We start from the raw sequence: 26,458 nt of genomic DNA on the forward strand, positions 1-26,458 counted from the left end.
CGGGGCGCGAACGCGCCCGGCGACGCCGAAGCGCGGCATTCGCCACGCCAGGCATGGCCCGCGCCCGGGCCGGCCGGCCGGCCAGCACAGTGAAGCTAAGACAGTATCGCTAACATTCGGTCGCCGGACAGCGCCACGAACCAACCGCAGCGGCCGGCGCGGCTATATCTCGCCTCCCCTGCGGAGGTGCGTGTGAACAGCAAGCTGTACGAACGGGTGCGCGAAGCGCGCAAGCTCACCGGCCTCACCCAGGAGGCCCTGGCGCTGGACCTGGGCGTGACCCGCAGCGCCGTGGCGCAGTGGGAAATGGCCGAAGGCACGGCGCCGGCGCTGGAGCACCTGATCGCCCTGGCCCGCCGCAGCGGGCTGCACTTCGAATACCTGGCCACCGGCCGCGGCGAGCGCGTGTTCGGCGAACCGATGACGGCCGATGCCGCCACCATCGGCGAGCTGCCCAGCCAGTACCAGTTCACCGACCAGCAACTGCGCCTGCTGGAGCGCTTCGAAGGCCTGAGCCCGCGCCAGCGCGCCGGTCTGCTCGACCTGCTCGACACCCGCAGGTCGCGCTGAGTCCGCCGCGGCGGGTCGCTTGCGCTGGGAATCGGGAATCGGAATCGAATTGAGGATCTCTGCCAGGTGCGGGGCCGCGCCCTGCTCCCGCGGTGGCCGCTGCGGCGCGCCTGTCCGACGCCTGCAAGTCCCCAGCCCAGCCGCCAGCGCGCTGCAGATCCCGCCGGCGCGTGCTTGAACATGCTTGAATAAGGGCCTCGCCGTCGTCGTCCGCGCGCATGCCCGATCGCACTCCGCCCCGCCCCAGCCTCGCGACCTTGCTCCGCCAGCCCGATCCGTCCGCCACGCCGGACGAGACCCCGGTCGCACCAGCGGCGGACCAGGCGGCGTCTGCGGGTGCGGTGCCGCCGACCGACACCACAGCGCACCCCACGGCGCCGAGCGTCTCGCCAACGTTTGCGAACGCAACGTCGGTCGAGGCCGAGGGCGAAGCCGAGACATCCCGCGCACGCAGCCAGACGCATGACCTGGACGCGCCACTGGCGGCATCAGCGCCGGACCCGACACCGGGACTGGCGCCCGCCACACCCACAGCGCTCGCGACCGCCGCCACCGCGCCGGCATCCGCCGCCCCGAGCTTCCTGCACGGCCCACGCGCGCGAGGCCCGGTGCTGCGCGCCGCGCCGTGGCAGTGGATCGCGCTGGCCGGGCTGGGCCTGCTGCTGGCGCTGCAGATCCTCATCGCCGATCGCCAGCGCCTGGGCGCCGACCCGCGCTGGCGGCCGTGGGTGGCCGGGGTCTGTCAGGTCCTGCGCTGCAGCGTGCCGGCCTGGCGCGAGCCGACCGCCTTCACCATGCTCAGCCGCGAGGTGCGGCCGCTGCCCGGCCATGCCGGCACCCTGCAGGTACAGGCGACCTTCCGCAACGACGCGCGCTGGGCGCAGGCCTGGCCGCTGCTGCAACTGTCGCTGGCCGACGCCGACGGCCGCACCATCGGCAGCCGCGTGCTGCGCCCGCAGGACTACCTGGGCCGCGCGCGTCCGGACAGCGCCACACTTGCGCCGGGACAGAGCGCACAGATCGCCTTCCAGGTGCGCGAACCGGCCGCCGAGACGGCGGCATTCAGTTTCGACTTCCACTGAGAACGCAGCGTTCGGGCACTGCGCCATGGCAGCGGCGCAGGCCACGCGCTAGACTCGTCCCCCCGCGCCGGCGCTCCTGCCGCCCGGCGCCGCTGTCATCCGGGGATCCGTCGAACTTGAACGCCGCCACCACTCGTCCTGACTCCAGTCGCGGCGCGCCGAAGCCGCCGCTGCGCGAACACGTGGCGCAATCGGTCCGCCGCTACCTGCGCGACCTCGACGGCTGCGATGCCGACGACGTGTACGAGATCGTGCTGCGCGAGATGGAGATCCCGTTGTTCGTGGAAGTGCTCAACCATTGCGAAGGCAACCAGAGCCGCGCCGCGGCGCTGCTGGGCATCCACCGCGCCACCTTGCGCAAGAAGCTCAAGGAATATGGGCTGGCCTGAGTGCCGGGAATCGGGAATCGGGAATCGGGAATCGGGAATCGAGCGTGCGGTCCGGCATGACGTGACTGTCAAGCAATCCGAACACACCGCAACACAGCTTCTAGCGCCTGCGCATCGCCCTCGTAGGAGCGGCTTCAGCCGCGACGCGTGAAGCCCACCAGGCGATAGCGAACGCCGAACCGCGCGCCTCGCCATTGTGGGAGGGGCTTCAGCCCCGACGCGACACTGTCTGCAACATCGGAGCTGCCACACCATCGCGGCAAGCGCGCGAGCGCAGCACCAGCCAGACGAACGGCGATGCGGGGTGCAGAAGCGATGCTGCCCTTTTGCTGCGCCATCAGCCGCGATGCACTCTCGGTAAAGCATCGCGGCTGAAGCCGCTCCTACGTCCGCACACGCGCACACTCGCAGCGCGCGCCACTCCAGCGAATCCCCGATCCCGACACCCCCACTCCCCGCCCCTCACACCCATCCATAACGGATCAGGTGGAAGAACACCGGCGCGGCGAAACACACCGAATCCAATCGATCGAGCACGCCGCCGTGGCCTTCGATCATGTGGCCCCAGTCCTTGATGCCGCGGTCGCGCTTGATCGCCGACATCACCAGGCCGCCGAAGAAGCCCATCAGGTTGGCGACCAGCGCCAGCGCAAACGCCTGCAGCGGCGAGAACGGGGTGATCCACCACAGCGCCGCGCCGAGCAGGCTGGCCGAGAAGATGCCGCCGACGAAGCCTTCCACGGTCTTGGACGGCGACAGCCTGGGCGCGATCAGGTGCCGGCCCAGCAGCTTGCCCCACACGTACTGCAGCACGTCCGAGGACTGCACCACGATCACCAGGAACGCGAACAGCAGCAGGTTGCGGTCCTCGTAGCCGGGAATGCGCAGATTCAGCAGCGCCGGCACGTGCGAGATGCAGAACACGCAGATCATCAACCCCCACTGCACCTTGGCGGTCCGTTCCAGGTAACGCGTGGTGTCGCCGCCGATGGTCGCCAGGATCGGCAGCACCAGGAACGCGTAGACCGGGATCAGCAGCGTGTACAGGCCGTACCAGTCGCTCCACACCAGCCAGTACTGCCACGGCAGCACCACGTAGAACGCGGCGAGCAGCGCGTAGTAGTCGCCGCGCCGGGTCGGGGTGAGGGTGATGAACTCGCGCAGCGCGAACAGCGACACCAGCGCGAACAGCACGATCACGCCGAGCCGGCCGAAGGCGAACGCCAGCGCCACCACGCCGGCCATCACCCACCACGCGCGAATCCGCGCCACCAGGTTGTCCAGCACCGCGCTGGGCCGTCCGCGTGCGCGCCAGCGCAGGGTCTCGGCGATCAGCGTGGCCACCACCAGCACGGTGGCGATGCCCAGGAACAACCACACCGTCTGTTGCCGCAGCGAGGACTGCTGCAGCTGTTCGCTCAGCGCGATCGGATTCATCGGGCCGCCTCCGCCTGCTCCGGCGCCAAGGCCAGCAGGGCCGCACGCGCGCGATCGAGGAAGGCCTGCTTGTCCTCGCCGGCGCCCAGCCGCAGCGGTTCGCCGAAGGTGGTAGTGCACAGCAACGGCAGCGGCAGCCACATGCCCTTGGGCATCACCCGCTTGAGGTTGTCGATCCACACCGGCACGAACTCCAGTTCCGGACGCTGCCGCGCCAGGTGATAGAGCCCGCTCTTGAACGGCAGCAGGCCGTCCTCGGTGTTGCGCGTGCCTTCCGGAAACAGGATCAGCGAGCCGCCGGCGTCGACCGCCTCGCACAGGCAGGCGATCGGATCGCGCTGGCGCTGCCGCGGGTCGCGCTCGATCAGCACGCCGTTGAACACCGCGTGGATCAGGTAGCGGCGCAGCGCATCGCGCTGCCAGTAGTCGGCAGCCGCCACCGGCCGCACCTCGCGCCGCAGCGGCGCCGGCAGCGACGACCAGATCAGCACGAAATCGCCGTGGCTGGCGTGGTTGCCGTAGTACACGCGACGTTCGCTGGACGGCATACAGCCGCGCCACAGCGCACGCGCGCCGGTGAGCAGGCGGATCGCGGCACTGCAGCCGCGGGCGATCAGGCGGGCGATCATTTCCACTCCAGTTCGCGCACGATGGCGCGCACGCGGATCACGATGGTCAGGGCGGCGGCGGCGATCAGCAGCGCCAGCGCCACGGCGAGCATCATGCGGGCCAGGACGATGTGCTGCAGCAGCAGCGCGGCCGCGGCCAGCAACGCGGCCAGCGACAACCAATGCATGCGCTGCACGCGCGCCATCGGCCCCTGCAGCGGTTCGCGCACCGCGCAGGCCAGGCCGAGCATGCGCACATAGGCGGTGCCCACGCACAGCAGGGCGGCGGCCCAGCCCAGTTCCGCGCCGATGCCCAGCACCGGCTGCAGGCCGTAGCCCACGCCCAGGCACACCGCCACGTCCGACAGTCGGTCCGGCGCCTCGTTGTACACCGCGCCGGCGCGGCCGATCATCTGCGCCTGCTGCGCCATCAAGCCGTCCAGGCGGTTGCACAGCAGCCGCGCCTGCAGCGCCAGCGCCGCCAGCACCAGCAGCGCGGCGGCATGGGTCGGCGGCTCGCGCCAGGCCAGGGCGAACATCAGCGCCGCCAGCACCGCGCACGCCAGTCCGCTCCAGGACACGCCGTTGGGCGTGGCCCCGCGCGCGCGCAACGCCAGCGCCAAGCGTGCACGCCATTGCGCCCGCCGCGCCTGCCAGGTCGAACCGGCCATCAGTCGCCGCCTCCACACCCGCCGCAGCCACCGCCGCCGCAACTGCTGCCACCGTCGCTGCTGCCACCGCCGCCACCGCAGTTGCTGGTCGAACAGCTGCCGCCGCGGCCGTTGGGTGCGGGCGCACGCAAGGCGTGATAGTCGGCCCAGGGCGTGGTCATCAGCACGCTGGTCCCGGCCAGGGCCAGCGGCAGCGCCAGGTGCGAACCGGGCGCCAGCGAGGGCGCGGCGACGCCATCGCGCCACGCCGCCTCGCGGTCGGCAAGCAAGGCGTCGCCGGCGACGCTGCGCCGCGGCGGCGTGAGCAGGAAGCCGAGCGCAACGACGCTGACCACCACCATCGCCGCCACCAGGAAGCCGATCGGACGCTGCAACTGCAGGCCGATACGCATCTTCATCAAGCCCAGGGTCCACAGCGCCAGCAACGGCGCGGCGCCGAACAGGCGGGCGCACAACGCCTGCCCGTGGCCCAGCCACAGCCCCTTGGCGACCAGCGCCTGGCGCAGCGGCGCGGCATCGCGCTGCAACGCGGCCAGCGCCTGCTGCAGTTGCGGGTGCGCGCGCACGATCGCCAGCGCGCGCTGCAGCGCCGGCGGTACCGCCACCGTGGTGTGCTGCAGCCGCGCCTGGCGGCGCACGTGCGGCTCCGCCTGCAGGCGCACCGCGCCGGCCGCCAGCAGCAGGGCCAGTTGCTGGTCGGCGACGCGTTCGCCGCCGCCGGCCAGATACGCCAGTTCGGTGGCGTCGAGCGGCGTGTCGAGCGCGGCGCGGCGCAGTCCGCGCACGGCCAGGCGCAGGCGCGCGCCCAGGCTCCAGGCCAGGCCGATACCGGCCAGGAACAGCAGCAGGAACGGCAGCCCGGGCCAGTGCAGCGGCGACAGCGGACCGTGGCGCTGCCAGAGCACCGCGAACAGCACGGCAACGCCCAGCATCCAGCCCCACAGGGCGATGCCGCTGCGCGCCGGCGCGGTGCGCCGCGCGCTTGCCTGGCGTGGCGCCGGCGTGGGCGGCCGCGTGGCGGCCGGCGCCGGCCAGCATGCCGCCGGCGGCTCGCCGAAGTAGTGCCGGTACTGCGCCAGGGTGGCGCGGTACTGCGCCTGGAAGCGCGCGGCGTCGGCCGGGTCGCCGCGTCCGGGATGGTGGTGCAGGGTGCGGCGCAGGACCTGCGGACAGAACCGCTGCCAATACTCGCGGGTGTCGGTGAGGTGCGCATGCCAGGCCTGGTCGACCAGCGGACTCGGCGTGATCTCCTCGCCGGCGACGCAGGCCAGGAAGCAGAAGCGCCGGTATTCCTCGACCAGCTGCGCGGCCAGCGCCGGCGACACGCCGGCCTCCTCGGCGACGCGACGCTCGAACGCCGGCAACGCCGTCTCGCCCTCGCCGAAGCCGTCGGCCTGCAGACGCTGCCACAGCGCTGCGTGATCGGGATCGACCGCAGTCGGTCGCAGTGGCGTGGGCGTTGGCGTCATCGCAGCGCCTCCCAGCCGGCCGGTGCCGTGCACAGCGCCAGCACCAGGGCCAGCACCTGCAGGGCGAAGTACAGCAACTGCCGCCGCAGCAGGCGGCGCATGCCCTGCCAGCGTGCCAGCCAGTCGCGCGGCGGCGGCAGCGTGCGCAGCAGACCCAGCCGCTGCAGGGCCGCGTCCAGGTCGGCGCCGGCGCGTTGCGGGTCCGGTTCGGCCAGCACCGCGTCGAGCAGCGCCACGTCCAGGCCGACCCGCGCCGCCCAATACCGCTGCAGCAGGCCGGCCAAGGCGGCGACGCCGCAGCAGGACACGGCGAGGACGGCACCGGTGCCGGCATACCACGCCGCCAGCAGCGCGGTGACCGCGAGCAGCAGCAGCGACAGCCGATCCAGCGGCGCCGCCTGGCGCAACACCGCCGCCATCGTGCGCAATTCCAGCGGCGTGCTCATGCCGGCAGCTCCTGCGCCTGCAGCGGCGCCGGCGGCGCGGTGCAGGCGGCGGCGATGGCGGCACACTGCGCCGGTCCCAGCACGATCCGCGGCGCGTGCGCTCGCACCAGCGCCAGCGCCTCGTCCACGCTGGTGGCGCGGCCGCTGCGCAGCAGCCAGGTGGCCACCGCCGCCGCACTGCGCGAATAGCCCAGCGCGCAGCAGGCCAGCACCGCGCCGTGCGTGCGCGCCGCTTCGATCGCGTCGGCGGCCGTGCGCAAGGCCGCGGCCGGCGGCGCCACCAGGTCCAGCATCGGCACCACGCGGTCGTGCGCCTGCGCCTCGCGCAACGACAGCTCCGCGCTGACATCGACCACCGCCGCGAAGCGCGTGCGCTCGCCGCGGCCGGGCAGGCGCCCGAGCCAGACGCCGTCGACGATCGCGCGCGGCGCCGGATCGCGCCAGGTCCAGGCGCGCGAGTTGAGCCACGCGGCGACCAGGTACGGCGCGTACAGCCAGCGCGCGGCCAGGCTCAGGCGCCCGTCGGCGCGCTTCTGCAGGCCGAGCGGGCCGAGCAGCGCGTAGCTGAGCGCGACCAGCAGCAGCGACAGCGCCGGCCACAGCAGCCACCAGCCGGCGCCGCCGAGTGCGCGTGCGGCAGCCACGCACGCCGCGCTGCCGAGCAGGTACAGCGCGGCCAGGCGCCAGCGCCGCGGATCGCGTGCCGGCGCCGCGGCCCGCCACGGCGCGGCGATGCGCTCCGGCCACAGCCACACGCACAGCCAGCCGGCGGCCAGGCCGGTGGGAACATCCAGGAAGTGATGCTGGTAGGTGGTCAGCACCGACAGCCCGATCAGCGCGAACCAGCCGTGCAGAACCCACCGCGCCGGCCCGTGCAGGTGCTGCGCGTAGCGTACCCACAGCACCACCAGCAGCACGATGTGCAGCGACGGCGCCTGGTTGAACGGCTTGTCGAAGCCGAGCAGCACCGCGAACAGCCAGCCGAACACGCCCTCGGTCGGCGGCCGCTCGAAACCGAAGCGCAGCGGCCACAGCAGGAAGCATGCCACCGCCAGCAACTGCGCGGTGAGCAGGCGCCGCGCATGCGTGTCCAGTTCGGCGCGCGTGCGGCAGACGAAGAACGAGATCACGTAGAACAGGTCGATCGACCAGTACGGCACGATGGTCCACGGCCAGAACGGGATCTGGCTTTCCCAGGCGAACGGCAGCGACGGCACCTCGGCGCGGCGCGCGGCCAGGGTGTTGGCCAGGCCGTAGCTGAGGAAGAAGAACGGCCCCAGCAGCGCCAGCCAGGCCAGCGCCCGCCGCCACGGCCGCGCGGCCGCGGCGCTCATGGCGCGATCCGCTGCGCCAGCGACACGGTGAAGATGCCCCATTCGTCGATGCGCTGCTCCAGCTTGCGGAAGCCGGCCGCGCGCACCAGTTCGTCCATCTCCTGCTGGGTCCGCCGGCGCATCACCCAGGCCGCACCACCGCGGTGGCTGGTCAGCGCGCGGGCGATGAACTCCAGCTGCGGATGCCAGGGCTGGCCGGTGTAGGCCAGGTAGCCGCCCGGCTCCACCGCCGCGGCCACGCCCTGCAGCGAGCGCAGCACCTGGTCGTTGTCCGGGAACAGTTCGTACAGGCCCGACACCACCGCCAGCGTCGGCCGTGGCTGCAGCGCGGCCAGCGCGTCGCGGTCGAAGGCGTCGCCCTGCTCGAAGCGGGTGATGTCGGTGGCGCCGAGCGCGGCGATCAGCGCGCGGCCCTGCTCAACGTTCAACGGACTGAAATCGCGCAGCAGGATCGCGTCGGCACGCTGGCTGCCGCCGGCCAACGCTTCGAGCACGTAGCGGCCGTGGCCGGCGGCGATGTCCAGCGCGCGCACCGGCAGGCCGGCGGCGCGCAGCCGCTGCATCGCCAGACCCAGCAGTTCGTGCAGATGCTGGCGGCGCACGCGGATGCCGCGCCAGCCGATCGCATCCAGATAGTTGCGGTCGATCATCCGCCCGAGCGGGCCGCGCCCGGCGGCCTGGTCGCGGTAGATGTAGTCCAGCGTGCTGCCGGAATCGAAGCCGGTCTGCAGGCCCAGGGCGATGCCTTCGGACAGGCGCCCGCCCAGGCGCAGGCCGGCGCGCACGCCGCGCCAGCGCAGGTCCTGCAGGCTGTAGCGCTGCGGCGGCCAGGCCAGCCGCTCGGCTTCCTCGAAGGTCGGCCCGCGGCGGTGCGCCTGGCGCAGGCTGGGCAGTGCCGGTTCCTCGGCGAAGCGCTCGCGCACGAAGCGACGGATCTGCGCCAGCGCCGGCGCGCGATCGCGCTCGCCCAGGGTGTCGTGGAAGAAGCCGGGCAGCAGGTGGCGCTCCTTCACCGGCGAGGACAGGCGCTCGTAGAAGCGGTCCTGCGGGCCGCGGTGCACCACGAAATCGCTGCCGGACACCAGCAACTGCACCGGCACGGTAATCGCCTGCGCATCGCCGACCACGCGATCCGCCGCCGCGTACAGCCCCAGCAGCACGCGCACCGAGATCGGCCGGGTGATCAGCGGATCGGTGCGGTAGCTCTCGACCCGCGCCGGATCGTGGGTCAGCCACTGCGGCTTGACGTAGCTGTTGACGAAGAAGTTGCCGCGCAGCTTCTGCATCAGGGCCAGCCCGGGCCGCGCGAACGGCACGTACAGCTTGACCTTGAACGCCGGCGAGGCTAGCACCAGCGCGCGCAGCGGCGGCGCGTAGTCGTGCACCCAGGTGCTGGCGACCACCGCGCCCACGCTCTGCGCGACCACCACGATGTCCTGCACGGCGATGCCGTGGACCTGCCCGATGTGCGCGACGAAGCGGTCCAGGTCGCGCACCAGCGCCGGGAAGCCGGGCGCGTCGCCGCGCGTGCCGGGCGAGCGGCCGTTGCCGCGCGCATCCCAGGCGAACACCGCGCAGTCGTCCAGGCCCAGTTCCTCGGCCAGGTGCGCGACCCGTCCGGAATGCTCGTGGCCGCGGTGCAGCAGCACGATCGCCCTGGGCGGTGCCGCTGGCGTCGTGGCCGGCCAATGCCGGTAGAACAACCGTGTGCCGTCGAAACTGGCGAATTCGCTTTCGTTGACCTGCCGCATCCGTTGCCGATGTCCTGTCTGTGGTGAATCCATGTATCCCGCGGCCCGCAATGGCCGCACCCGCTCAGTCGCGCGCGTCCGCCTCGCGCAATCCGGCCGCGACGCGGCGCACCGTCGTCGACACGCACAGGAACGCCACCACCCCAGCGAAGCCATTGACGGCTGGCGCACCGGGCAACCCGCACGCCAGCAACACCCCCAGCACGCCGACGCAGAAGGCGCGATCGCTCTTGCCCATCGGCCCATCGTAACGGCGGCTGGCGCCGACCATCAGCCCCAGCACCCCGGCATACTCGGTCAGCGCCGCGGTCAGCACCATCAACCACACCCAGCCGCCCATCACGCCCGGCACGCTCAGCAGGCTCAGGTACAGCGCCGCATCGGCCACCACGTCGCACAGTTCGTTGAGGTAGGCGCCCAGCCGCGACTGCTGGCCGAACTCGCGCGCCAGCATGCCGTCCACCGCGTTCAAGGCCATCCGCAGCAGCATCCACACCGGCAGCAGCGCGTACCACAGCGGCTGCGCCGCGCCTTGCGCGTAGACCACCGCGGCGACCAGCAGCGACAGCAGCGCCGCGGCCACCGTCACTTGGTTGGCGGTGACACCGAGTCGGTCCAGCACGCGCACGCCCGGCCGCAGCAGGTCCTGGAAACGTCCTTTGAGGGCATAGATCGACACGCGCGTGGTCCTGACGGCGAGAGCGGGGCGGCGACAGCCTAATGCATCGCAGCGGCGGCGCGCGCGATGGCGCGCAACCCACCATGCCCCAGGCAGGCAGCGCGCGACGCGGCACAGGCAACCGTGCATGTCGTCGACGCGCGGCGGGTTGCCGCGCAGCGTCTGCGGCGCCGGAGCGCCGTTGTGCATGGGCGCAGCGCCCTCGGCGCGATCGCCCGGACCGGGGGCGCATCGGCACGATCCGCGCGCCCGGCACGCGCGCCGGCCGGGCGTCGCCGGGCCTCAGCGCCTACAATGGCGGCCCGTTCCGCTGCCCCCGCCCTGCCCCATGCCCTCCGATTTCCTGCCCGTGCGCCGGGCGCTGCTGTCCGTTTCCGACAAGACCGGCCTGATCGACCTGGCCCGCGCGCTGGCCGCGCGCAACGTCGAACTGCTGTCCACCGGCGGCACCGCCAAGGCGCTGCGCGAGGCCGGGCTGGCGGTGAAGGACGTGTCCGAGCTGACCGGCTTCCCGGAAATGATGGACGGCCGGGTCAAGACCCTGCACCCGCTGGTGCACGGCGGCCTGCTCGGCCGCGCCGGCACCGACGATGCGGTGATGGCCGAACACGGTATCGCCGCGATCGACCTGCTGGTGCTGAATCTGTATCCGTTCGAGGCGGTCACGGCGAAGGCCGACTGCACGCTTGCCGACGCGGTGGAGAACATCGACATCGGCGGCCCGGCGATGCTGCGCTCGGCCGCCAAGAACTTCGCCCGCGTGGCCGTGGCCACCGACCCGGCGCAGTACCCCGAACTGCTGGCCGAGCTGGAGGCCAACGATGGCCGGCTGTCGGCGGCCAAGCGCTTCGCCCTGGCGGTGGCCGCGTTCAACCGCGTCGCCCAGTACGACGCGGCGATCAGCAACTACCTGTCGGCGGTCACCGCCAGCGACGCCGCGGTGCCGACGCGCAGCCCGTTCCCGGCGCAGATGAACTCCAGCTTCGTCAAGGTGATGGAACTGCGCTACGGCGAGAACCCGCACCAGCAGGCCGCGTTCTACCGCGACCTCTTCCCCACGCCAGGCACGCTGGCCACCTTCACCCAGCTGCAGGGCAAGGAGTTGTCCTACAACAACATCGCCGACAGCGATGCGGCCTGGGAATGCGTGCGCCAGTTCGACGCGCCGGCCTGCGTCATCGTCAAGCACGCCAACCCGTGCGGCGTGGCGGTCGGCGCCGGCTGCGGCGATGCCTACGAACTGGCCTACGCCACCGACCCGACCAGCGCCTTCGGCGGCATCATCGCCTTCAACCGGCGCCTGGATGCGGCCACCGCGCAGGCGATCCTGGACCGCCAGTTCGTCGAGGTGCTGATCGCCCCCGACTACGACGACGCCGCACTGGAATACGCCAAGAAGAAGGCCAACGTGCGCGTGCTGCGCATCCCCGCCGGCGACGGCGCCTACGGCATCGACAGCAAGCGGGTCGGCTCCGGCCTCCTGCTGCAGACCAGCGACGCGCACGTGGTGCCGCGCGATGCGCTGAAGGTGGTGACCCGGCTTGCGCCGACCGAGGCGCAGTTCGACGACCTGCTGTTCGCGTGGAAGGTCGCCAAGTACGTCAAGTCCAACGCCATCGTCTACGCCAAGGATCACCGCACCATCGGCGTCGGCGCCGGGCAGATGAGCCGGGTGTACTCGGCGCGCATCGCCGGGATCAAGGCCACCGACGCTGGCCTGGCCGTGGAAGGCTCGGTGATGGCTTCCGACGCGTTCTTCCCGTTCCGCGACGGCATCGACGCCGCCGCCGCGGCCGGCATCAAGGCGGTGATCCAGCCCGGCGGTTCGATGCGCGACGCCGAGGTCATCGCCGCGGCCGACGAGCATGGCATCGCCATGGTGTTCACCGGCGTGCGGCATTTCCGCCACTGAGTGAACGGCCGGCATTGGGGAGTGGGGAGTGGGGATTCGCAAGAGCGGGTTTCCAATCTCTCCCCGCCCCCTGCCCCTGCCCCTGCGCCGCGATGCTTTTGCTGTTGCTTTCACCAATCCCCAATCCCGACTCCCCATTTCCGGCATTCACATGAAAATCCTCGTCATCGGCTCCGGCGGCCGCGAACACGCCCTGGCCTGGAAGCTGGCCCAGTCCCCCCGTGTCGACGAAGTGCTGGTGGCGCCCGGCAATGCCGGCACCGCCGGCGAGGCCAAGTGCCGCAACGTGGCGGTCAAGGTCAACGACCTCGACGGCCTGCTCGCGCTGGCCCAGGACGAAGGCGTGGCGCTGACCGTGGTCGGGCCGGAAGTGCCGCTGGTGCTGGGCGTGGTCGACCGCTTCCGCGCCGCCGGGTTGCGCATCTTCGGCCCCAGCGCCGCCGCCGCGCAGTTGGAAGGCAGCAAGGCTTACGCCAAGGATTTCCTGCAGCGCCACGGCATCCCCACTGCGTTCTACGCCGTGCACACCGAGGTCGAGGCCGCGCTGGCCTATGTCCGCGACAAGGGCGCGCCGATCGTGATCAAGGCCGACGGCCTGGCCGCCGGCAAGGGCGTGATCGTGGCGATGTCGCTGGAGGAGGCCGAGGCCGCGGTGCGCGACATGCTCTCCGGCAACGCCTTCGGCGACGCCGGCGCGCGCGTGGTGATCGAGGAATTCCTCGACGGCGAGGAAGCCAGCTTCATCTCCATGGTCGACGGCCACACCGCGCTGCCGATGGCGACCAGCCAGGACCACAAGCGCGTCGGCGACGGCGACACCGGCCCCAACACCGGCGGCATGGGCGCGTACTCGCCGGCGCCGGTGGTGACGCCCGAGGTGCATGCGCGGGTGATGCGCGAAGTGGTCGAACCGACCGTGCGCGGCATGCGCGCCGACGGCGTGCCGTTCACCGGCTTCCTGTATGCCGGGCTGATGATCGATGCCAGCGGCGCGCCCAAGGTGATCGAGTTCAACGTGCGTTTCGGCGACCCGGAAACGCAGCCGGTGATGCTGCGCCTGCAGTCGGACCTGCTCGACCTGCTCGACGCCGCACTCGACGAGCGCCTGCACGCGACGCAGGCGCAGTGGGATCCGCGCCCGTCGCTGGGCGTGGTGCTGGCGGCGGCGCCGTATCCGGAGACCCCGGTGACCGGTGAGCCGATCACGGGATTGGACGCGGTGCCGGCCAACGCCAAGGTGTTCCATGCCGGCACCACGCTGGACGCGCAGGGCCGCGTGCTCAGCGCCGGCGGCCGCGTGCTGTGCGTGGCCGCGCTGGGTGACAGCGTGGCCGAGGCGCAGCGGCATGCTTACGCGGGCGTGGAGCAGATCCATTGGGCCAGCGAGTTCCACCGCCGCGACATCGGCTGGCGCGCGATCGCGCGCGAGCAGGGGGCTTAGCGGCCCGGAATCGGGAATCGGGAATCGGGAATCGAGAGTGAAGCGTCGGCCCCACGAAGCCGGCAGGGTTGACCACCCACAATGCAGCACAGGGCGAACTGTGGCGCGGCTTCAGCCGCGACGAGCGAAACCGAAAGCCGGCCCTGACACCCTCCCTCGTCGGGACTGAAGTCCCTCCCACAGCGCACCCGGACATCGCACCCGTAGGAGCGGCTTCAGCCGCGACAGGGGCATGGCCGGGAACGCCGGTCGCGGCCGAAGCCGCGCCTACCAATGCGCCCACGCACGCTCCATCGGCCCTGCGCTAGCCTGGATCCTCTACCGCTTCGCGCACGCCCATGGCCCTCTCGCCCGCTCTCCGCACCCGCTTCCGCGCGCTCGCCGCGCAGACCGACGGCATCGACAGCGCGGCCTACGCCGCCTGCGGCAAGGATCCGCTCGATCCCATCATCGGCCTTGGCCGCCGCGATGCGAAGGTGTGCATCCTCGGTCGCGACCCGGGCCGCAGCGAGGTGGAGCACGGCGAACCCTTCGTCGGCAGCGGCGGCCAGTTGGTGCGCAAGGCACTGTACCGGCACCTGCACGATGGGGCCGAGATGCCCGATTTCGCCGCAGGACTAAAGGCCGGCCGCGTCGCCTTCTGGCTCAACACCGTGCCGTACAAGCCGGTGGGCAACAAGGCTTGGTCGATGCCGGTGAAGCGGCGCTTCCATCCGCTGATGCGACGCCTGCTGCTCGAACAGTGGCGCGGCCACGCCGTCCTCACCCTAGGCCGCGAGGCCTTCCTGTGGTTCGGCATCGACCAGCCGCGCGAGGTGCGCGCGGCGCTGGACGCGTTCTGGGCGCGCGAGGATCGCTTCCAGGCGCAGACCGAGGTGGCGCTGCGGAGCGAGGACGGCCGCCGCACCCGCCGCGTGACGCTGTACCCGCTGCCGCATCCCTCGCCGCTCAACCAGACCTGGTACAAGCGCTTCCCGGCGCTGCTGGACGCCCGCCTGCGGCAAATTGGCGTCTGAGCGCCCGCGTGCAGCGCCCCTCTCGAGAAGCATCGCATACAGCGACGGTGCGCTATCGTGTCGCCGTGCCGACCCCCTCGATCGAAACCCGCCTCAGCCGCCTGTGGGCCCACGAAAAGGCCAGCTACGGGCTGCGCGTGTTCATCGCGCTGGCGGTGGCGATGGGCGTGTGCTGGCACCTGCAGCAACTGGAGGCGGTGCCGGCGATCTTCCTGGGCACCATCGCCAGCGCCATCGCCGAGACCGACGACAACTGGCTGGGCCGGATCAAGTCGGTGCTGCTGTCGCTGCTGTGCTTCGCCGCCGCCGCGGCCGCGGTGGTGCTGCTGTTCCCGTATCCGTGGCCGTTCGCCGCCGGGCTGGCGCTGTCCACCTTCGCCCTGACCCTGCTCGGCGCGCTCGGCGAACGCTACGCCTCGATCGCCCAGGCCACGGTGGCGCTGGCCATCTACGCGATGATCGGCCTGGACCACGGCAACCAGAACGGCCACGTCGGCGGCAATGCCTGGCACGGCGTGGCGCTGCTGTTGCTCGGCGCCAGTTGGTACGGCGTGCTGTCGGTGCTGTGGACGGTGCTGTTCGCCAACCGGCCGGTGCGCGAGCGGCTGTCGCGGCTGTACCTGGAACTGGGCCGCTACCTGCGGTGCAAGGCGGCCCTGTTCGAGCCGGTGCGGCAGAGCGACCTGCACGCGCGGCGGCTGGCGCTGGCCGAGCAGAACGCACAGGTGGTGGCCGCGCTGAACGCGGCCAAGACCGCGATCATCAGCCGCTTCGGCCGCTCCGGCCGGCCCGGCGTGCAGTCGGGCCTGTACTTCCGCCTGTACTACATGGCGCAGGACTTCCACGAGCGCGCCAGTTCCTCGCACTACCCGTACGAGGCGCTGACCGACGCGTTCTTCCACAGCGACGTGCTGTATCGCTGCCAGCGCCTGCTGGCCCTGCAGGGCAAGGCCTGCGCGGCGCTGGGCGAGGCGATCCGGCTGCGGCAGCCGTTCGACTACGGCGAGCAGACCCAGCAGGCCACCACCGACCTGCGCGAGTCGCTGGATTTCCTGCACGCCCGCGCCGATCCACGGCAGGCACGGCTGCTCGGTTCGCTGGAACTGCTGGTGACCAACCTGCACAGCATCGAGCGGCGCCTGGCCGAGGCCGCGCAATCGGACACCACCAGCGACACCCTCGATACCCGCCTGCGCGACTCCTCGCCGCACACCCTGCGGGAGATGCTGCGGCGGCTCGGCCAGCAGCTCACGCCCGGCTCGGTGCTGTTCCGGCACGGCCTGCGCATGGCCATCGCGCTGGTGGTGGGCTACGTCGTCATGCAGTCGATCCATGCCAGCAACGGCTACTGGATCCTGCTGACCACCGCCTTCGTGTGCCGCCCCAACTACGGCGCCACCCGTCTGCGCCTGGTCCAGCGCATGGCCGGCACCCTGATCGGCCTGGGCGCGGCCTGGGCGCTGATGCAGTTGTTCCCCGGCACCGAACTGCAACTGCTGTTCGCCCTGCTCGGCACCCTGGTGTTCTTCGTCACCCGCACCGACCGCTACATGCTGGCCACCGCGGCGATCACGGTGATGGCGCTGTTCTGCTTCAACCTGATCGGCGACGGCTTCATGCTGATCTGGCCGCGCCTGCTCGACACCCTGATCGGCTGCGCGATCGCCGCCGCCGCCTCGTTCCTGATCCTGCCGGACTGGCAGGGCCGGCGCCTGCACCAGGTGCTGGCGACGGTGCTGTCCAGCAGCGCGCGCTACCTGGCGCAGGTGCTGGAGCAGTACCGCAGCGGCATGCGCGACGACCTGCCCTACCGCATCGCCCGCCGCGACATGCACAACGCCGACGCCGCGTTGTCGGTGGCGCTGTCGAACATGCTGCGCGAACCCGGCCGCTACCGCCGCAACCTGGATGCCGGCTTCCGCTTCCTGGCCCTGTCCAACACCCTGCTCGGCTACCTGTCGGCGCTGGGCGCGCACCGCGCCGCGCTGGCCGGCGAGACCGATCCGGACATCGCCCGCGCCGGCGACTATCTGGCGCAGGCGCTGGGCGCACTGGCCGACGCGCTGGCCGAGCGTCGCGCGCTACCGGCTGCCGACGAACCCGCCGAGATCGCCCTGGCCGAGGCGCTGGAACGCGAGGACGGCATCGACGAGCCCAAGCGCCGGCTGGTGCGCAACCAGCTCGCGCTGACCCTGCGCCTGCTGCCCAAGCTGCGCGCCGCCGCGCAGGCGGTCAGCGCCGCACTGGTGCCGCCGGCGCCGGCGCTTGCCGCCCCGGCCGCACGCTGAGGCCCATCCACAGCAGCGCCGCCACCGCCAGCGCCGCACCGCCGATCGCCACACCCCGCCAGCCGGCGTAGGCATAGGCCGCGGTGCCGAGACTGGACCCGATCGCACCGCCGATGAAGTAGCAGGTGACGTAGGCCGAGGTGATGCGGTTGCGCGCGGCCGGATCCAGCTGGTAGATCACGCTCTGGTTGCCGATGTGCACGCCCTGCACCGCCACGTCCAGCAACACCACCCCGGCGATCAGCAGCCACAGCGAGTGCGGCGCGCCGAGCAGCAGCAGCCACGACAGCAGCAGCATGACCAGGCCGCCCCAACCGACCAGATGGCCGGCGCCGCGGTCGGACAGCTTGCCGGACAGGTTGGCGGCGAACGCGCCGGCCGCACCGATCAGCCCGAACAGGCCGATGGTCGCGGTGCCGTAGCGGTAGTCCGGGCCGGACAGCAGGAACGCCAGCGTGGTCCAGAACATACTGAAACCGGCGAACAGCAACCCGCCCAGCACCGAGCGCGCGCGCAGCACCGGCTCGTCGCGCAACAGCGCCAGCACCGAGCCGATCAGGTGCGGATAGGACAGGTGCGGGTTGCCCGGGTGCCGTGGCAGGCCGCGCCACAGCAGGGCCGAGGCCACCAGGATCAGCGCCGCCGCCACCCAGTACACGGTATGCCAACCGCCGATCCCGGCCAGCAGGCCGGACACCGTGCGCGCCAGCAGGATGCCCAGCAGCAGCCCGCTCATCACCGTACCGATCACCCGGCCGCGCTCGTGCGGCGCGGCCAGGGTCGCGGCGAACGGCACCAGGATCTGCGCCGCCACCGAACTCAGGCCGGTGATCAGGGTGCCGAGCAGCAACAGCGCGAAGCTGTGCGCCATCGCGCTGACCAGCAGGCCGACCGCGCTGAGCGCGTACAGGCCCACGATCAGGCTGCGGCGCTCGAAGCGGTCGCCCAGCGGCACCAGGAACAGCAGGCCCGCCGCATAGGCCAGCTGCGCGGTGGTGACCACCGCGCCGGCGCGGCGCACGTCGATGGCGAAGGTCTGCGCCAGCACTTCCAGCAGCGGCTGCGCATAGTAGTTGCTGGCCACCGCCAGGCCGGTAGCGGTGGCCATCAGCAGCACCAGGCCGCGGCGCATCGGCGGATGCGAGGTCGTTTCCATGGAGGGAACCGGATCGTGGGGAGGGGCGCAGTCTGTGGCGACGGCAGCGATCGTTCAAACGCATTTTTTTCACCACTGCCATCTGCTTTTGAGATAGTGCGGGTGCGCTCCCGCAGATCGCACCGCGATCGCCGCGCAAGATGGCGCAGCGGCAGGAGCGGAAAGCGGCCACCGACCGCCATCGCGCCGAAGGAACATGCCCCATGCCGAGTACCGACATCGCCGAGGCGCTGCACCAGCACGGCTACGCCGTGGTCCGCGGCTTCCTGGGCGACGGCGACATTCCCGACGGCCTGCTGCGCTTCCTGGAAGGCGCCGAGAAGTTCCACGATGGCGTGATCGGCGACCTGCCCGCGGCGGACATGCAGCGGATCCAGGCGCGCATCGCCGCCACCGTGCCGGCGGTGGCCACGGCGATGGGTCTGGCGATCGCCGCCGACCGCTTCGGCTACTGCGCCATCCGCATCCGCGAAAGCCACGCCGCGCCGAGCCTGCGCCTGCCGTTCGACCCGCACCGCGACCCGAAGACCGCGCCGGGCGGCGCGCTCAACTGGCACCTGGACCACTTCAGCTATTTCCTGCATGGCGACCACCGCAACTACCTGATCTGCTACATGCCGGTGCGCAAGCCCGATGCCGCCCTGGCCAACGTGGCCATCGTCGCCGACGACGTGGTCGCGCGCCTGGATCCGCACCTGCACCAGCGCATCCAGGGCCGCGGCGCACTGCGCTTCCGCTGCGTGGAGGCCGACACGCTCGACTGGTTCCGGCTGCGCTTTCCCGGCGAGACCATCGCCATCGGCGACTGGTATGCGATCGAGGACCTGCACGACGCCAGCCCCGGCTGGAAGATCGGCGTCGACCTGGAAGCGCACAAGGTGGTGCCGCAGCTCGCCGTCGGCGACCTGCTGATCATGCGCGCCGACGTCATCCACCGCACCCACGACGCCGGCTGCGACCGCATCTCGGTGCGCTGCGACGCCCTGCCCGCGCATGCGCCGCGGCTGGACACCCTGCGCGGCCTGGTCGGCATGACCCTGCGCTACCCGTTCATGAGCCGCAAGCGCCGCTACAACATCCGTCTGTGGCTGCGCGCGCAATGGCGCAAGCGACTGGGGCGCCCGGCATGAGGCGCGCGCTGCGACCATGGGCGACGCACGCCTGCGGCAGCAGTGCCGGTCGACCGCCACAGCGGCGCGACGCACGCCGGGCACCATCGTGCTGACCCTGCGCCAGCTCGAATTCGCCGTCGCCGTCGCCGAGGAAGGCAGCTTCACCGCCGCCGCGCGCCGCTGCCACACCGTGCAGTCGGCGCTGAGCCACCAGATCGCCAAGATCGAGCAGGCGCTGGGCGCGCGACTGTTCGAGCGCGGTGCGCGCCACGTGCGCGCCACCGCCGCCGGCGAGGTGTTCCTGCACAACGCCCGCGCCACCCTGCGCGCGGCCGAGCGCCTGCACGAGGAGATGGCACAGACCCTGGGCACGGTGCGCGGCCGCCTGCAGATCGGCCAGATCTCCTCGTTGAACGCGGTGCAGGTGCCGGCCGTGCTGCGCCAGTTCCGCGAGGCGCACAGCGCGGTGGACGTGCACCTGCGTACCGGCATGAGCGATGCGCTGCTGCTGGAACTGAGCGAAGGCCGGCTCGACGTGGCCCTGGTCGGGGTCGGCCCGCACGTGGCGCTGCCGCCGCAGCACCTGTTGCTGTACGAGGAAGGGCTGGCGCTGATCGCCGCGCCGGGCCACCGCTTCGCCGCACGCCGCGAGGTGGCCCTGCGCGAACTGGAGGACGCGCCGATGGCCGGGCTGATCCCCGGCGCCGGCGTGCGCGGCATCATCGACCGCGCCTTCGCCGCTGCCGGCCTGCGCCAGCGCCTGCAGTACGAGGTCACCCATGCCGACCTGCAGCGACAACTGGTGGCCGAGGACCTGGGCCTGGCGGTGGTGCCGCAGACCATGGCCACCGGCATGCACGGGGTGGTGACGGTGGCGCTGCGCGAGCGCTTCCGCTTCCTCACCTACGCCGTGTGGCGGCCCGACCCCACCCCGGCCGCACGCGCCTTCATCGCCCTGCTGCAGGCGCAGCGCGACGCCATCCAGGCGGCGGCCGGCAGCGCCGGGGCGGGCCGCCGCGCACCGCGCCTGCGCGCGCGGCGAACCTGCTAGGCTGCGCGCGTTCGCAAAGGAGCCTGCATGTCCGCCCACAGCCAGTTCGCCCTGCTGCGGCAACGCCGCTTTCTGCCGTTCTTCGTGGTCCAGGCGCTGGGCGCGTTCAACGACAACGTGTACCGGCAGGCGATCATCGGCCTGCTGTTCTATCTGGGCGTCACACCCGAACAGCGCACGCTGTACACCAACCTGGCGCCGGCACTGTTCATCCTGCCGTACTTCCTGTTCTCCTCGCTGGCCGGGCAGATCGCCGAGAAACTGGAGAAATCGCGGCTGGTGGTCATCACCACCACGATGGAGATCGGCATCATGTCGCTGGCCGCGGTCGGCTTCCTGACCGAGAACATGGCGGTGCTGCTGGTGGCGCTGTTCTGCACCGGCCTGCAGTCCACCCTGTTCGGGCCGGTGAAGTATTCCATCCTGCCGTCGGTGCTCAAGCCGGAGGAACTGACCGGCGGCAACGGCCTGGTCGAGATGGGCACCTCGATCTCGATCCTGTGCGGCATGATCCTGGGCGGGCTGATCTTCCAGATCGCCGGCAACCACGGGCCGGTGGCCGCGGCCACCGCGGTGGTGGCGCTGGCGGTCACCGGCAACCTGATGGCGCGCTGCATCCCCAAGGTCGACGCCGGCGCGCCCGATCTCAAGATCAACTGGAACCCGCTGCCGGAATCGCTGGCCATCATGCGCCTGACCCGGCGCCAGCTGGCGGTGCGCAACGCCGTGCTCGGCGTGTCCTGGTTCTGGTTCGTCGGCACCGTGCTCACCGCACAGTTGCCGACCTACGCCGAACTCAACCTGGGCGGCGCGCAGGACCTGTACATCTTCGCCCTGGCGCTGTTTTCGATCGGCACCGGCACCGGCTCGCTGCTGTGCGAGAAGCTGTCCGGGCGCACCGTGGAAATCGGCCTGGTGCCGCTGGGCGCGTTCGGCATCAGCGCCTTCATGCTCGACCTGTACTTCGCCCGGCCCGGCGCCGCGCTGCAGACCGGCCTGGGCATCGGCCAGTTCGTGCACCAGGCCGGCAGCTGGCGGATCATGCTCGACCTGGTCGGCATCGGCCTGTGCACCGGCCTATTCGTGGTGCCGCTGTTCGCGCTGATCCAGAGCCGCACGCCGAAGGCGGAGCTGTCGCGCGTCATCGCCGGGCTCAACATCCAGAATTCGCTGTTCATCGTGCTGGCGGCGATGATCGGCATCGCCCTGCAGATGCAGGAGCTGCACCTGTTCGGCATGCGCATCGCGATGCCCGGGCTGAGCATCCCGCAGGTGTTCCTGGCGCTGGCCATCGCCAACGCGGTGGTGGCGATCTGGATCTTCAGCATCGTCCCCGAATTCCTGATGCGCTTCCTCAGCTGGGTGATGGTGCGCACTCTGTACCGACTGCGCCTGCACGGCATCGAGCGGCATGTGCCCGAGGAGGGCGCGGCGCTGATCGTGTGCAACCACGTCAGCTACATGGACGCGCTGGTGCTGGCCGCGGCGATTCCGCGGCCGGTGCGCTTCGTCATGTACTACCGCATCTTCAACATTCCGGTGATGCGCTGGATCTTCCGCACCGCCAAGGCGATCCCGATCGCCGGCGCGCGCGAGGATCCCGAGCTGATGCAGCGCGCGTTCGACGCCATCGACGCCGCGCTGGCCGAGGGCGAACTGGTGTGCATCTTCCCCGAGGGTGCGCTGACCAAGGACGGCGAGATCGCCGCGTTCAAGTCCGGCGTGGAGAAGATCCTGGCGCGGCGCGCGGTGCCGGTGGTGCCGATGGCCCTGCGCAACATGTGGACCAGCATGTGGAGCAAGCGCGACTCGCGATTGCGGCGCATGCGCGTGCCGCGACGCTTCCGCGCGCATGTCGAGGTGATCGCCGACGCGCCGGTGGACGGCGCGCAGGCCAGCGCCGAGAGCCTGGAAGCGCAGGTGCGGCGACTGCGCGGCGATGCCGCCTGAGTGCGCGACAGGTGCCGCGGGCACGCGCTTCGGGTAAATTAGCCGCAGGGGAGACGCCACAAGCGGTGGCGTCCATCACGAAGGACCGCGCGGAAAGTGAACCACGTCGCACCACCACCAGCGCCCAACGCGACGGGCGTGTATGTGCCCAACAATCTCGTCTGGGCGATCCTGTCCACGCTGTTCTGCTGCCTGCCGCTGGGCATCGTCTCCATCGTCTACGCCTCGCAGGTGGATGGCCGCCGCGCCGCCGGCGACATCGCCGGCGCCCGCGAGGCCTCGCGCAAGGCCGGCCTGTGGGCGCTGTGGTCCGCGTTCGCGCTGCCGATCCTGATGGCGCTATGGTTCCTGCTGTTCGGCGGCCTGGCCTTCCTCGGCAGCCTGACCAACCACTAGCGCCAAGCGTTTCCCGTTTCACCACCCAACCATCGGAGCAACACGGATGAATACCACCGCACCGCAAGTGTCCAACAACCTCGTCTGGGCGATCCTGACCACGCTGTTCTGCTGCCTGCCGCTGGGCATCGTGTCCATCGTCTACGCCGCACAGGTCAACACCAAGCTCGCCGCGGGCGACGTGACCGGCGCGCGCGAGTCGGCGGACAAGGCCAAGAAGTGGGCGATCTACTCGGCGATCACGGCGGTGGTGCTGATGGTGCTGTACGTGATCTTCCTCTTCGCCCTGGGCGGCCTGGGCATGATGCAGCAGTCGTCCATGTCCTGAGGACTGCGGCCGCCGTCGCCTGCGACGGCGGCCGACCACGCGATCGTCCGCCTGCCATGTCCCTTCAGCGTCTGCAGTCCCTTCCGCGCTGGCTGCCGCTGGCCGCACTGAGCGGCGCCGCAGCGATCGCCACCGTGGTGCTGCGCCGGGTCGATCCCAACGTCCCCGGCAATCCGCTGCCGGGTTGCCCGTTCCGCGCCCTCACCGGCCTGTACTGCCCGGGCTGCGGCAGCACGCGTTGCCTGCATGCGCTGGTGCATTTCGATCTGAGCCACGCCTGGGCCAGCAATCCGTTGCTGGTGGTGGCGCTGCCGCTGCTGGCGATCATGGCGCTCAATGCCGCCGGCCTGCGCCTGCGTCCGCTGGCGCCGCTGCTGAAGATCCTCGCCGACCCCCGCCTGTGGCTGTGGGTGCTGCTCGGCTATGCCCTGCTGCGCAATCTGCCCTGGTATCCCTTCACCCTGCTCGCGCCGCACTGACGGCCGGCTCCCTGCCGCAGCGACTCGTCTAGACTCAGCGGCTGCCGTGCACCACCCATCGAGGAGATCCACATGAGCACCGTCAGCCCCGTCACGCCTCCGCCTCCGCCTGCGCCCGCCCCGGTCCCCAACCATCTGGCCTGGGCGATCGTCTCGACGGTGCTTGGCTTCTGCTTTTGCTGCCCGTCGCTGATCACCGGCATCGTCGCCATCGTGTTCTCCAGCAAGGTCAATGGCCTGCTCAACCAGGGCGACCTGGAGGGTGCGCGTCGCGCATCCAACACCGCCAAGATCTGGTGCTGGGTGACCACCGCGCTGGCCATCATCGGCATCCTCTTCACCACCTACAAACTCTCTACCGGCGGCATGCAGGGCTACATGGAGTTCATGCAGCAGATGCAGCACGCGAGCTGATCGGCATGCGCGCCTGGCAACAACGGGCGTGCCTGGGCGCCGCCGCCGTGTTCGCGGCCGGCGGCGCCACGCTGCTGTACCGCTTCGATCCCAATGCCGCGAACAATCCGTTCGCGCCGTGCATGTTCCATGCGCTCACCGGCTATTACTGCCCGGGCTGCGGCATGACCCGTGCCCTGCATGCGCTGGTGCACCTGGACCCGGCCGGGGCGTTCGCGATGAATCCCGGCGCGATGCTGGGCCTGGCCCTGCTGCCGGGCCTGATCGCCTGGAAGGCCGGCTGGCGCGCGGCCTGGTTCGCGCCGGTGGTCGGCGTGGTCTCGCGGCCGAACTTCTGGCTGATCGCGCTGCCGGGCTACTGGATCGCACGCAACCTGCCGTGGTTCCCCTTCACCCTCCTCGCGCCGCACTAGCGGACTGCCGCATCCAGCTCATCGCTTCGGGACGCGTCCTGTAGGAGCGGCTTCAGCCGCGACAGCGTTCCCGATACGCCGTCGCGGCTGAAGCCGCTGCTACGCGACGACGTCATGCTTGGCAGAGGCAGGTTATTCGGGATCCTGATATCGAGAGCGGCCTCAGCTGACCCAGCCGGCGATCACCAGCAGCGCCAGCAGCACCAGCCACAGCAGCAGCACCCGCCAGACCTGGCTCATCGCATCGCGCAGTTCGGGCAGGCGCCGCAGCGCCGGCACCACCATGCCCGCATCGCTGTAGTCGTGCGCCTCGGCATCGAGTTCGCCGCGCACGCTGGCGCAGGCCACCGGCCCGAGGAAGCCGGTGTCCAGCTGCCAACGCTTGCCGCCGGCGGCGCGCCAGGCACCGAACACCGCCTCGAAATTGCCGACCAGGGCCAGCGAGAAGGTCATCAGATGCGCCACTGGCCATTCCAGCGCCGCCAGCAGCAGGCGCGCGCCGGCGGCGGTGGACGGCGGCAGCCGCGACGCGTACGGACCGACCGCGGCCAGCGCCAGCAAGCGGTAGCCCAGCGCGCCGAACGGCCCCAGCAGCAGGAACCAGAACAGCACCGCGAACCAGCGCCGCAGCGCGCTGACCGCCACCGCCTCGACCAACCCGGCCGGATCGGCGCGCAGCGGTCCGCCATCGTCCTGCAACCGCGCCACCGCCAGTTGCCGCGCTGCGGCGTCGTCGGCGTCGATGATCGCCTCCACGTCGGTGTCCAGGTCGCGCGGTCCCCAACTGAAGGCCAGCACCGCGATCCCGAACAGCAGGGTCAGCAGGCCCAGGTGCGGCGCGGCGAGCAACCACTGCAGCAGGCCGACCAGCAGCAGCGGCGGCAGCAGCGCCAACGCGATGCCGTAGCGGCCGCGCCAGGCGCTGCCCTCGCCGGCATGCGTGTCCAGCCAGCTCAGCCAGTCGCCGAAGGCGTCGAAGCGGCGCAACGAGGCCACCATGCCGGGCGCGACATGGCCCAGCACCAGGGCGACGATCACAGCGACGAGGGTCGTGAACATGCAGGTCCTCCGGGACCATTCTGAAACGGATGCGCGCAGCGCGCCGGCGCGGTCAGGCCGGCGCGCCGTGCCGGTACCAGTCCTCGATCAGCGCGCGGGCGATGGAGATGCGCGGCGGCAGGCGCAGGCCGTGGCCGTCGTCGGCGCTGTCGCCGTGCGCGGCCAGGCGCGCCAGCGCGGCGCCGACGTCCTCGCGCTCGAACCAGCGCGCATCTTCCAGCTCGCCATCCACCTGCGGCGTGTCTGCCTCCGCCTGCGCGGTGAAGCCGAGCATCAGCGCGCCGGGAAACGGCCACGGCTGCGCGCCGAAGTAGCGGCAACTGCCCGGCCGCACCCGTACCTGGGTCTCTTCGGCCACCTCGCGCGCCACCGTCTGCTCCAGCGACTCGCCCGGCTCGACGAAGCCGGCGATCACCGAGTAGCGCCGCGCCGGCCAGCTCGCCTGGCGTCCCAGCAGCAGGCGCCGGCCGTCGCTGACCGCGACGATCACCGCCGGATCCACCCGCGGGTAGTGCTCGCTGGCGCACTGCGTACACACGCCGAGAAAGCCGCCGCGCTGCAGCGCAATGGTGCCGCCGCAGACGCCGCAGAAGCGGGTGCGCGATTGCCAGTGCAGCATCGCGCGGGCGTAGGCGAACAGCCCGGCCTCCCGCGCCGGCCACTCGGCGGCAGCACGGCGCAGGTCGATGCGCTGCGGCGGGGCCGCCAACTGCGGCACCGCGTCGGCGGCCAGCGCGAACCAGGCCTGGCCGTGGTCCAGGCCGAGGAACAGCGCCTGCTCCGCCAATGCGTCCAGCGCGGCGCCGCTGGCGATCAGCGGGCGTCCGTCGGCATCGGCATGGGCATGGCCATCGGCCTCCAGCACCAGCACCCGCGCCTGGTCCCAGGCCTGGCGCAGCGCGGCCGCATCGTTGCGCACGGCATCGGCACGGTCGATCGCGGGACCGGCGAAGGCGAAGGAGTCAGGCGTCGGATCGGACATGCGCCGCAGGGTGCAGGCAAACCGG

26 protein-coding genes are annotated in these 26,458 nt (G+C 71.5%); 15 read left to right on the forward strand and 11 right to left on the reverse strand.

What is annotated here, in order from left to right; genetic code table 11:
• Window positions 1-192 precede the first annotated feature (192 nt).
• From PG878_RS19150 to fis, 3 genes are all read left to right on the forward strand, one after another.
• Entirely contained in the window at window positions 193-570 is a 378-nt protein-coding gene (locus tag PG878_RS19150) for a helix-turn-helix transcriptional regulator (protein ID WP_209030249.1), read from the forward strand.
• A 608-nt stretch (window positions 571-1,178) separates the two neighbouring features.
• Window positions 1,179-1,652, forward strand: a complete 474-nt coding sequence (locus tag PG878_RS19155) for a DUF3426 domain-containing protein (protein ID WP_209030248.1) — start codon at window positions 1,179-1,181, stop codon at window positions 1,650-1,652.
• A gap of 116 nt (window positions 1,653-1,768) precedes the next feature.
• Window positions 1,769-2,041, forward strand: a complete 273-nt coding sequence (gene fis / locus PG878_RS19160; RefSeq protein ID WP_010343856.1) for a DNA-binding transcriptional regulator Fis — start codon at window positions 1,769-1,771, stop codon at window positions 2,039-2,041.
• Between the two features lie 462 nt (window positions 2,042-2,503).
• Here the strand turns inward: fis and PG878_RS19165 are convergent, their stop codons facing one another.
• From PG878_RS19165 to PG878_RS19200, 8 genes are all read right to left on the reverse strand, one after another.
• Entirely contained in the window at window positions 2,504-3,478 is a 975-nt protein-coding gene (locus PG878_RS19165) for a phosphatidate cytidylyltransferase (RefSeq protein WP_209030247.1), read from the reverse strand.
• The gene (locus tag PG878_RS19170) at window positions 3,475-4,107 is read right to left on the reverse strand and encodes a lysophospholipid acyltransferase family protein (RefSeq protein WP_209030246.1); all 633 of its coding nucleotides are present in this window, start codon (window positions 4,105-4,107) and stop codon (window positions 3,475-3,477) included. The genes PG878_RS19165 and PG878_RS19170 overlap by 4 nt, the downstream gene beginning before the upstream one ends.
• Window positions 4,104-4,757 carry a CDP-alcohol phosphatidyltransferase family protein gene (locus PG878_RS19175; protein WP_209030245.1) on the reverse strand — a complete coding sequence of 218 codons (654 nt, stop codon included), beginning with the start codon at window positions 4,755-4,757 and terminating at the stop codon, window positions 4,104-4,106. Before PG878_RS19175 ends, PG878_RS19170 begins: the two co-directional genes overlap by 4 nt.
• Window positions 4,757-6,226 (reverse strand): TIGR04222 domain-containing membrane protein, encoded by a 1,470-nt coding sequence (locus tag PG878_RS19180; RefSeq protein ID WP_209030244.1) that lies wholly within the window; start codon window positions 6,224-6,226, stop codon window positions 4,757-4,759. Before PG878_RS19180 ends, PG878_RS19175 begins: the two co-directional genes overlap by 1 nt.
• Window positions 6,223-6,672 (reverse strand): hypothetical protein, encoded by a 450-nt coding sequence (locus PG878_RS19185; RefSeq protein WP_209030243.1) that lies wholly within the window; start codon window positions 6,670-6,672, stop codon window positions 6,223-6,225. Before PG878_RS19185 ends, PG878_RS19180 begins: the two co-directional genes overlap by 4 nt.
• Window positions 6,669-8,006, reverse strand: coding sequence for a phosphatase PAP2/dual specificity phosphatase family protein (locus PG878_RS19190; protein ID WP_209030242.1), 1,338 nt, complete (start codon window positions 8,004-8,006; stop codon window positions 6,669-6,671). Before PG878_RS19190 ends, PG878_RS19185 begins: the two co-directional genes overlap by 4 nt.
• Window positions 8,003-9,757 carry a bifunctional alpha/beta hydrolase/class I SAM-dependent methyltransferase gene (locus PG878_RS19195; RefSeq protein WP_209030241.1) on the reverse strand — a complete coding sequence of 585 codons (1,755 nt, stop codon included), beginning with the start codon at window positions 9,755-9,757 and terminating at the stop codon, window positions 8,003-8,005. The genes PG878_RS19190 and PG878_RS19195 overlap by 4 nt, the downstream gene beginning before the upstream one ends.
• 64 nt (window positions 9,758-9,821) lie before the next feature.
• Complete coding sequence (locus PG878_RS19200; RefSeq protein ID WP_184449601.1) at window positions 9,822-10,436, reverse strand: CDP-alcohol phosphatidyltransferase family protein; 615 nt, start codon at window positions 10,434-10,436, stop codon at window positions 9,822-9,824.
• Window positions 10,437-10,764: 328 nt separating this feature from the next.
• On the opposite strand from PG878_RS19200, the gene purH reads away from it, so the two are divergent.
• From purH to yccS, 4 genes are all read left to right on the forward strand, one after another.
• Window positions 10,765-12,348, forward strand: a complete 1,584-nt coding sequence (gene purH / locus PG878_RS19205; RefSeq protein ID WP_209030240.1) for a bifunctional phosphoribosylaminoimidazolecarboxamide formyltransferase/IMP cyclohydrolase — start codon at window positions 10,765-10,767, stop codon at window positions 12,346-12,348.
• Between the two features lie 151 nt (window positions 12,349-12,499).
• A complete protein-coding gene (gene purD, locus PG878_RS19210) occupies window positions 12,500-13,789 on the forward strand; it encodes a phosphoribosylamine--glycine ligase (protein WP_209030239.1) in 1,290 nt (429 codons plus the stop codon).
• A gap of 338 nt (window positions 13,790-14,127) precedes the next feature.
• The gene (locus PG878_RS19215; RefSeq protein WP_209030238.1) at window positions 14,128-14,805 is read left to right on the forward strand and encodes a uracil-DNA glycosylase family protein; all 678 of its coding nucleotides are present in this window, start codon (window positions 14,128-14,130) and stop codon (window positions 14,803-14,805) included.
• A gap of 65 nt (window positions 14,806-14,870) precedes the next feature.
• Window positions 14,871-17,093, forward strand: a complete 2,223-nt coding sequence (yccS, locus tag PG878_RS19220; protein ID WP_209030237.1) for a YccS family putative transporter — start codon at window positions 14,871-14,873, stop codon at window positions 17,091-17,093.
• Here yccS and PG878_RS19225 read toward each other — a convergent pair.
• Entirely contained in the window at window positions 17,038-18,249 is a 1,212-nt protein-coding gene (locus PG878_RS19225) for an MFS transporter (RefSeq protein WP_209030236.1), read from the reverse strand. The genes yccS and PG878_RS19225 overlap by 56 nt on opposite strands.
• A 203-nt stretch (window positions 18,250-18,452) precedes the next feature.
• Between PG878_RS19225 and PG878_RS19230 the strand changes: the two genes are divergently transcribed.
• From PG878_RS19230 to PG878_RS19265, 8 genes are all read left to right on the forward strand, one after another.
• Entirely contained in the window at window positions 18,453-19,379 is a 927-nt protein-coding gene (locus tag PG878_RS19230; protein WP_209030235.1) for a hypothetical protein, read from the forward strand.
• A gap of 88 nt (window positions 19,380-19,467) precedes the next feature.
• Complete coding sequence (locus tag PG878_RS19235) at window positions 19,468-20,412, forward strand: LysR family transcriptional regulator (protein WP_209030304.1); 945 nt, start codon at window positions 19,468-19,470, stop codon at window positions 20,410-20,412.
• A gap of 27 nt (window positions 20,413-20,439) precedes the next feature.
• A complete protein-coding gene (locus tag PG878_RS19240) occupies window positions 20,440-22,362 on the forward strand; it encodes an MFS transporter (protein ID WP_209030234.1) in 1,923 nt (640 codons plus the stop codon).
• Window positions 22,363-22,458: 96 nt separating this feature from the next.
• The gene (locus tag PG878_RS19245; RefSeq protein WP_040901150.1) at window positions 22,459-22,758 is read left to right on the forward strand and encodes a CD225/dispanin family protein; all 300 of its coding nucleotides are present in this window, start codon (window positions 22,459-22,461) and stop codon (window positions 22,756-22,758) included.
• A 46-nt stretch (window positions 22,759-22,804) separates the two neighbouring features.
• The gene (locus PG878_RS19250) at window positions 22,805-23,086 is read left to right on the forward strand and encodes a CD225/dispanin family protein (RefSeq protein WP_209030233.1); all 282 of its coding nucleotides are present in this window, start codon (window positions 22,805-22,807) and stop codon (window positions 23,084-23,086) included.
• 56 nt (window positions 23,087-23,142) lie between these two features.
• Window positions 23,143-23,565 (forward strand): DUF2752 domain-containing protein, encoded by a 423-nt coding sequence (locus PG878_RS19255; RefSeq protein ID WP_209030232.1) that lies wholly within the window; start codon window positions 23,143-23,145, stop codon window positions 23,563-23,565.
• 72 nt (window positions 23,566-23,637) lie between these two features.
• Window positions 23,638-23,979, forward strand: coding sequence for a CD225/dispanin family protein (locus PG878_RS19260; protein ID WP_209030231.1), 342 nt, complete (start codon window positions 23,638-23,640; stop codon window positions 23,977-23,979).
• 5 nt (window positions 23,980-23,984) lie between these two features.
• A complete protein-coding gene (locus PG878_RS19265; protein WP_209030230.1) occupies window positions 23,985-24,392 on the forward strand; it encodes a DUF2752 domain-containing protein in 408 nt (135 codons plus the stop codon).
• 162 nt (window positions 24,393-24,554) lie between these two features.
• Here the strand turns inward: PG878_RS19265 and PG878_RS19270 are convergent, their stop codons facing one another.
• Window positions 24,555-25,451, reverse strand: coding sequence for a hypothetical protein (locus PG878_RS19270; RefSeq protein ID WP_209030229.1), 897 nt, complete (start codon window positions 25,449-25,451; stop codon window positions 24,555-24,557).
• Between the two features lie 52 nt (window positions 25,452-25,503).
• Window positions 25,504-26,433, reverse strand: a complete 930-nt coding sequence (gene nudC, locus PG878_RS19275; protein WP_209030228.1) for an NAD(+) diphosphatase — start codon at window positions 26,431-26,433, stop codon at window positions 25,504-25,506.
• Window positions 26,434-26,458: the final 25 nt, after the last annotated feature.

This window comes from Xanthomonas hawaiiensis, from assembly GCF_031834635.1.
Classification (GTDB): Bacteria; Pseudomonadota; Gammaproteobacteria; order Xanthomonadales; family Xanthomonadaceae; genus Xanthomonas_A; species Xanthomonas_A sacchari.

Excerpts from the sequence above, each read along its gene's own strand:
- PG878_RS19250 (WP_209030233.1), top strand. The coding sequence starts at position 22,805 with ATGAATACCACCGCACCGCAAGTGTCCAACAACCTCGTCTGGGCGATC.
- purD (WP_209030239.1), top strand. The coding sequence starts at position 12,500 with ATGAAAATCCTCGTCATCGGCTCCGGCGGCCGCGAACACGCCCTGGCC.
- PG878_RS19270 (WP_209030229.1), bottom strand. The coding sequence starts at position 25,451 with ATGTTCACGACCCTCGTCGCTGTGATCGTCGCCCTGGTGCTGGGCCAT.
- PG878_RS19165 (WP_209030247.1), bottom strand. The coding sequence starts at position 3,478 with ATGAATCCGATCGCGCTGAGCGAACAGCTGCAGCAGTCCTCGCTGCGG.
- PG878_RS19170 (WP_209030246.1), bottom strand. The coding sequence starts at position 4,107 with ATGATCGCCCGCCTGATCGCCCGCGGCTGCAGTGCCGCGATCCGCCTG.
- PG878_RS19175 (WP_209030245.1), bottom strand. The coding sequence starts at position 4,757 with ATGGCCGGTTCGACCTGGCAGGCGCGGCGGGCGCAATGGCGTGCACGC.
- PG878_RS19215 (WP_209030238.1), top strand. The coding sequence starts at position 14,128 with ATGGCCCTCTCGCCCGCTCTCCGCACCCGCTTCCGCGCGCTCGCCGCG.
- PG878_RS19225 (WP_209030236.1), bottom strand. The coding sequence starts at position 18,249 with ATGGAAACGACCTCGCATCCGCCGATGCGCCGCGGCCTGGTGCTGCTG.
- PG878_RS19190 (WP_209030242.1), bottom strand. The coding sequence starts at position 8,006 with ATGAGCGCCGCGGCCGCGCGGCCGTGGCGGCGGGCGCTGGCCTGGCTG.
- nudC (WP_209030228.1), bottom strand. The coding sequence starts at position 26,433 with ATGTCCGATCCGACGCCTGACTCCTTCGCCTTCGCCGGTCCCGCGATC.
- PG878_RS19260 (WP_209030231.1), top strand. The coding sequence starts at position 23,638 with ATGAGCACCGTCAGCCCCGTCACGCCTCCGCCTCCGCCTGCGCCCGCC.
- PG878_RS19180 (WP_209030244.1), bottom strand. The coding sequence starts at position 6,226 with ATGACGCCAACGCCCACGCCACTGCGACCGACTGCGGTCGATCCCGAT.
- PG878_RS19240 (WP_209030234.1), top strand. The coding sequence starts at position 20,440 with ATGTCCGCCCACAGCCAGTTCGCCCTGCTGCGGCAACGCCGCTTTCTG.
- PG878_RS19185 (WP_209030243.1), bottom strand. The coding sequence starts at position 6,672 with ATGAGCACGCCGCTGGAATTGCGCACGATGGCGGCGGTGTTGCGCCAG.
- PG878_RS19230 (WP_209030235.1), top strand. The coding sequence starts at position 18,453 with ATGCCGAGTACCGACATCGCCGAGGCGCTGCACCAGCACGGCTACGCC.
- PG878_RS19195 (WP_209030241.1), bottom strand. The coding sequence starts at position 9,757 with ATGCGGCAGGTCAACGAAAGCGAATTCGCCAGTTTCGACGGCACACGG.
- purH (WP_209030240.1), top strand. The coding sequence starts at position 10,765 with ATGCCCTCCGATTTCCTGCCCGTGCGCCGGGCGCTGCTGTCCGTTTCC.
- PG878_RS19265 (WP_209030230.1), top strand. The coding sequence starts at position 23,985 with ATGCGCGCCTGGCAACAACGGGCGTGCCTGGGCGCCGCCGCCGTGTTC.
- PG878_RS19255 (WP_209030232.1), top strand. The coding sequence starts at position 23,143 with ATGTCCCTTCAGCGTCTGCAGTCCCTTCCGCGCTGGCTGCCGCTGGCC.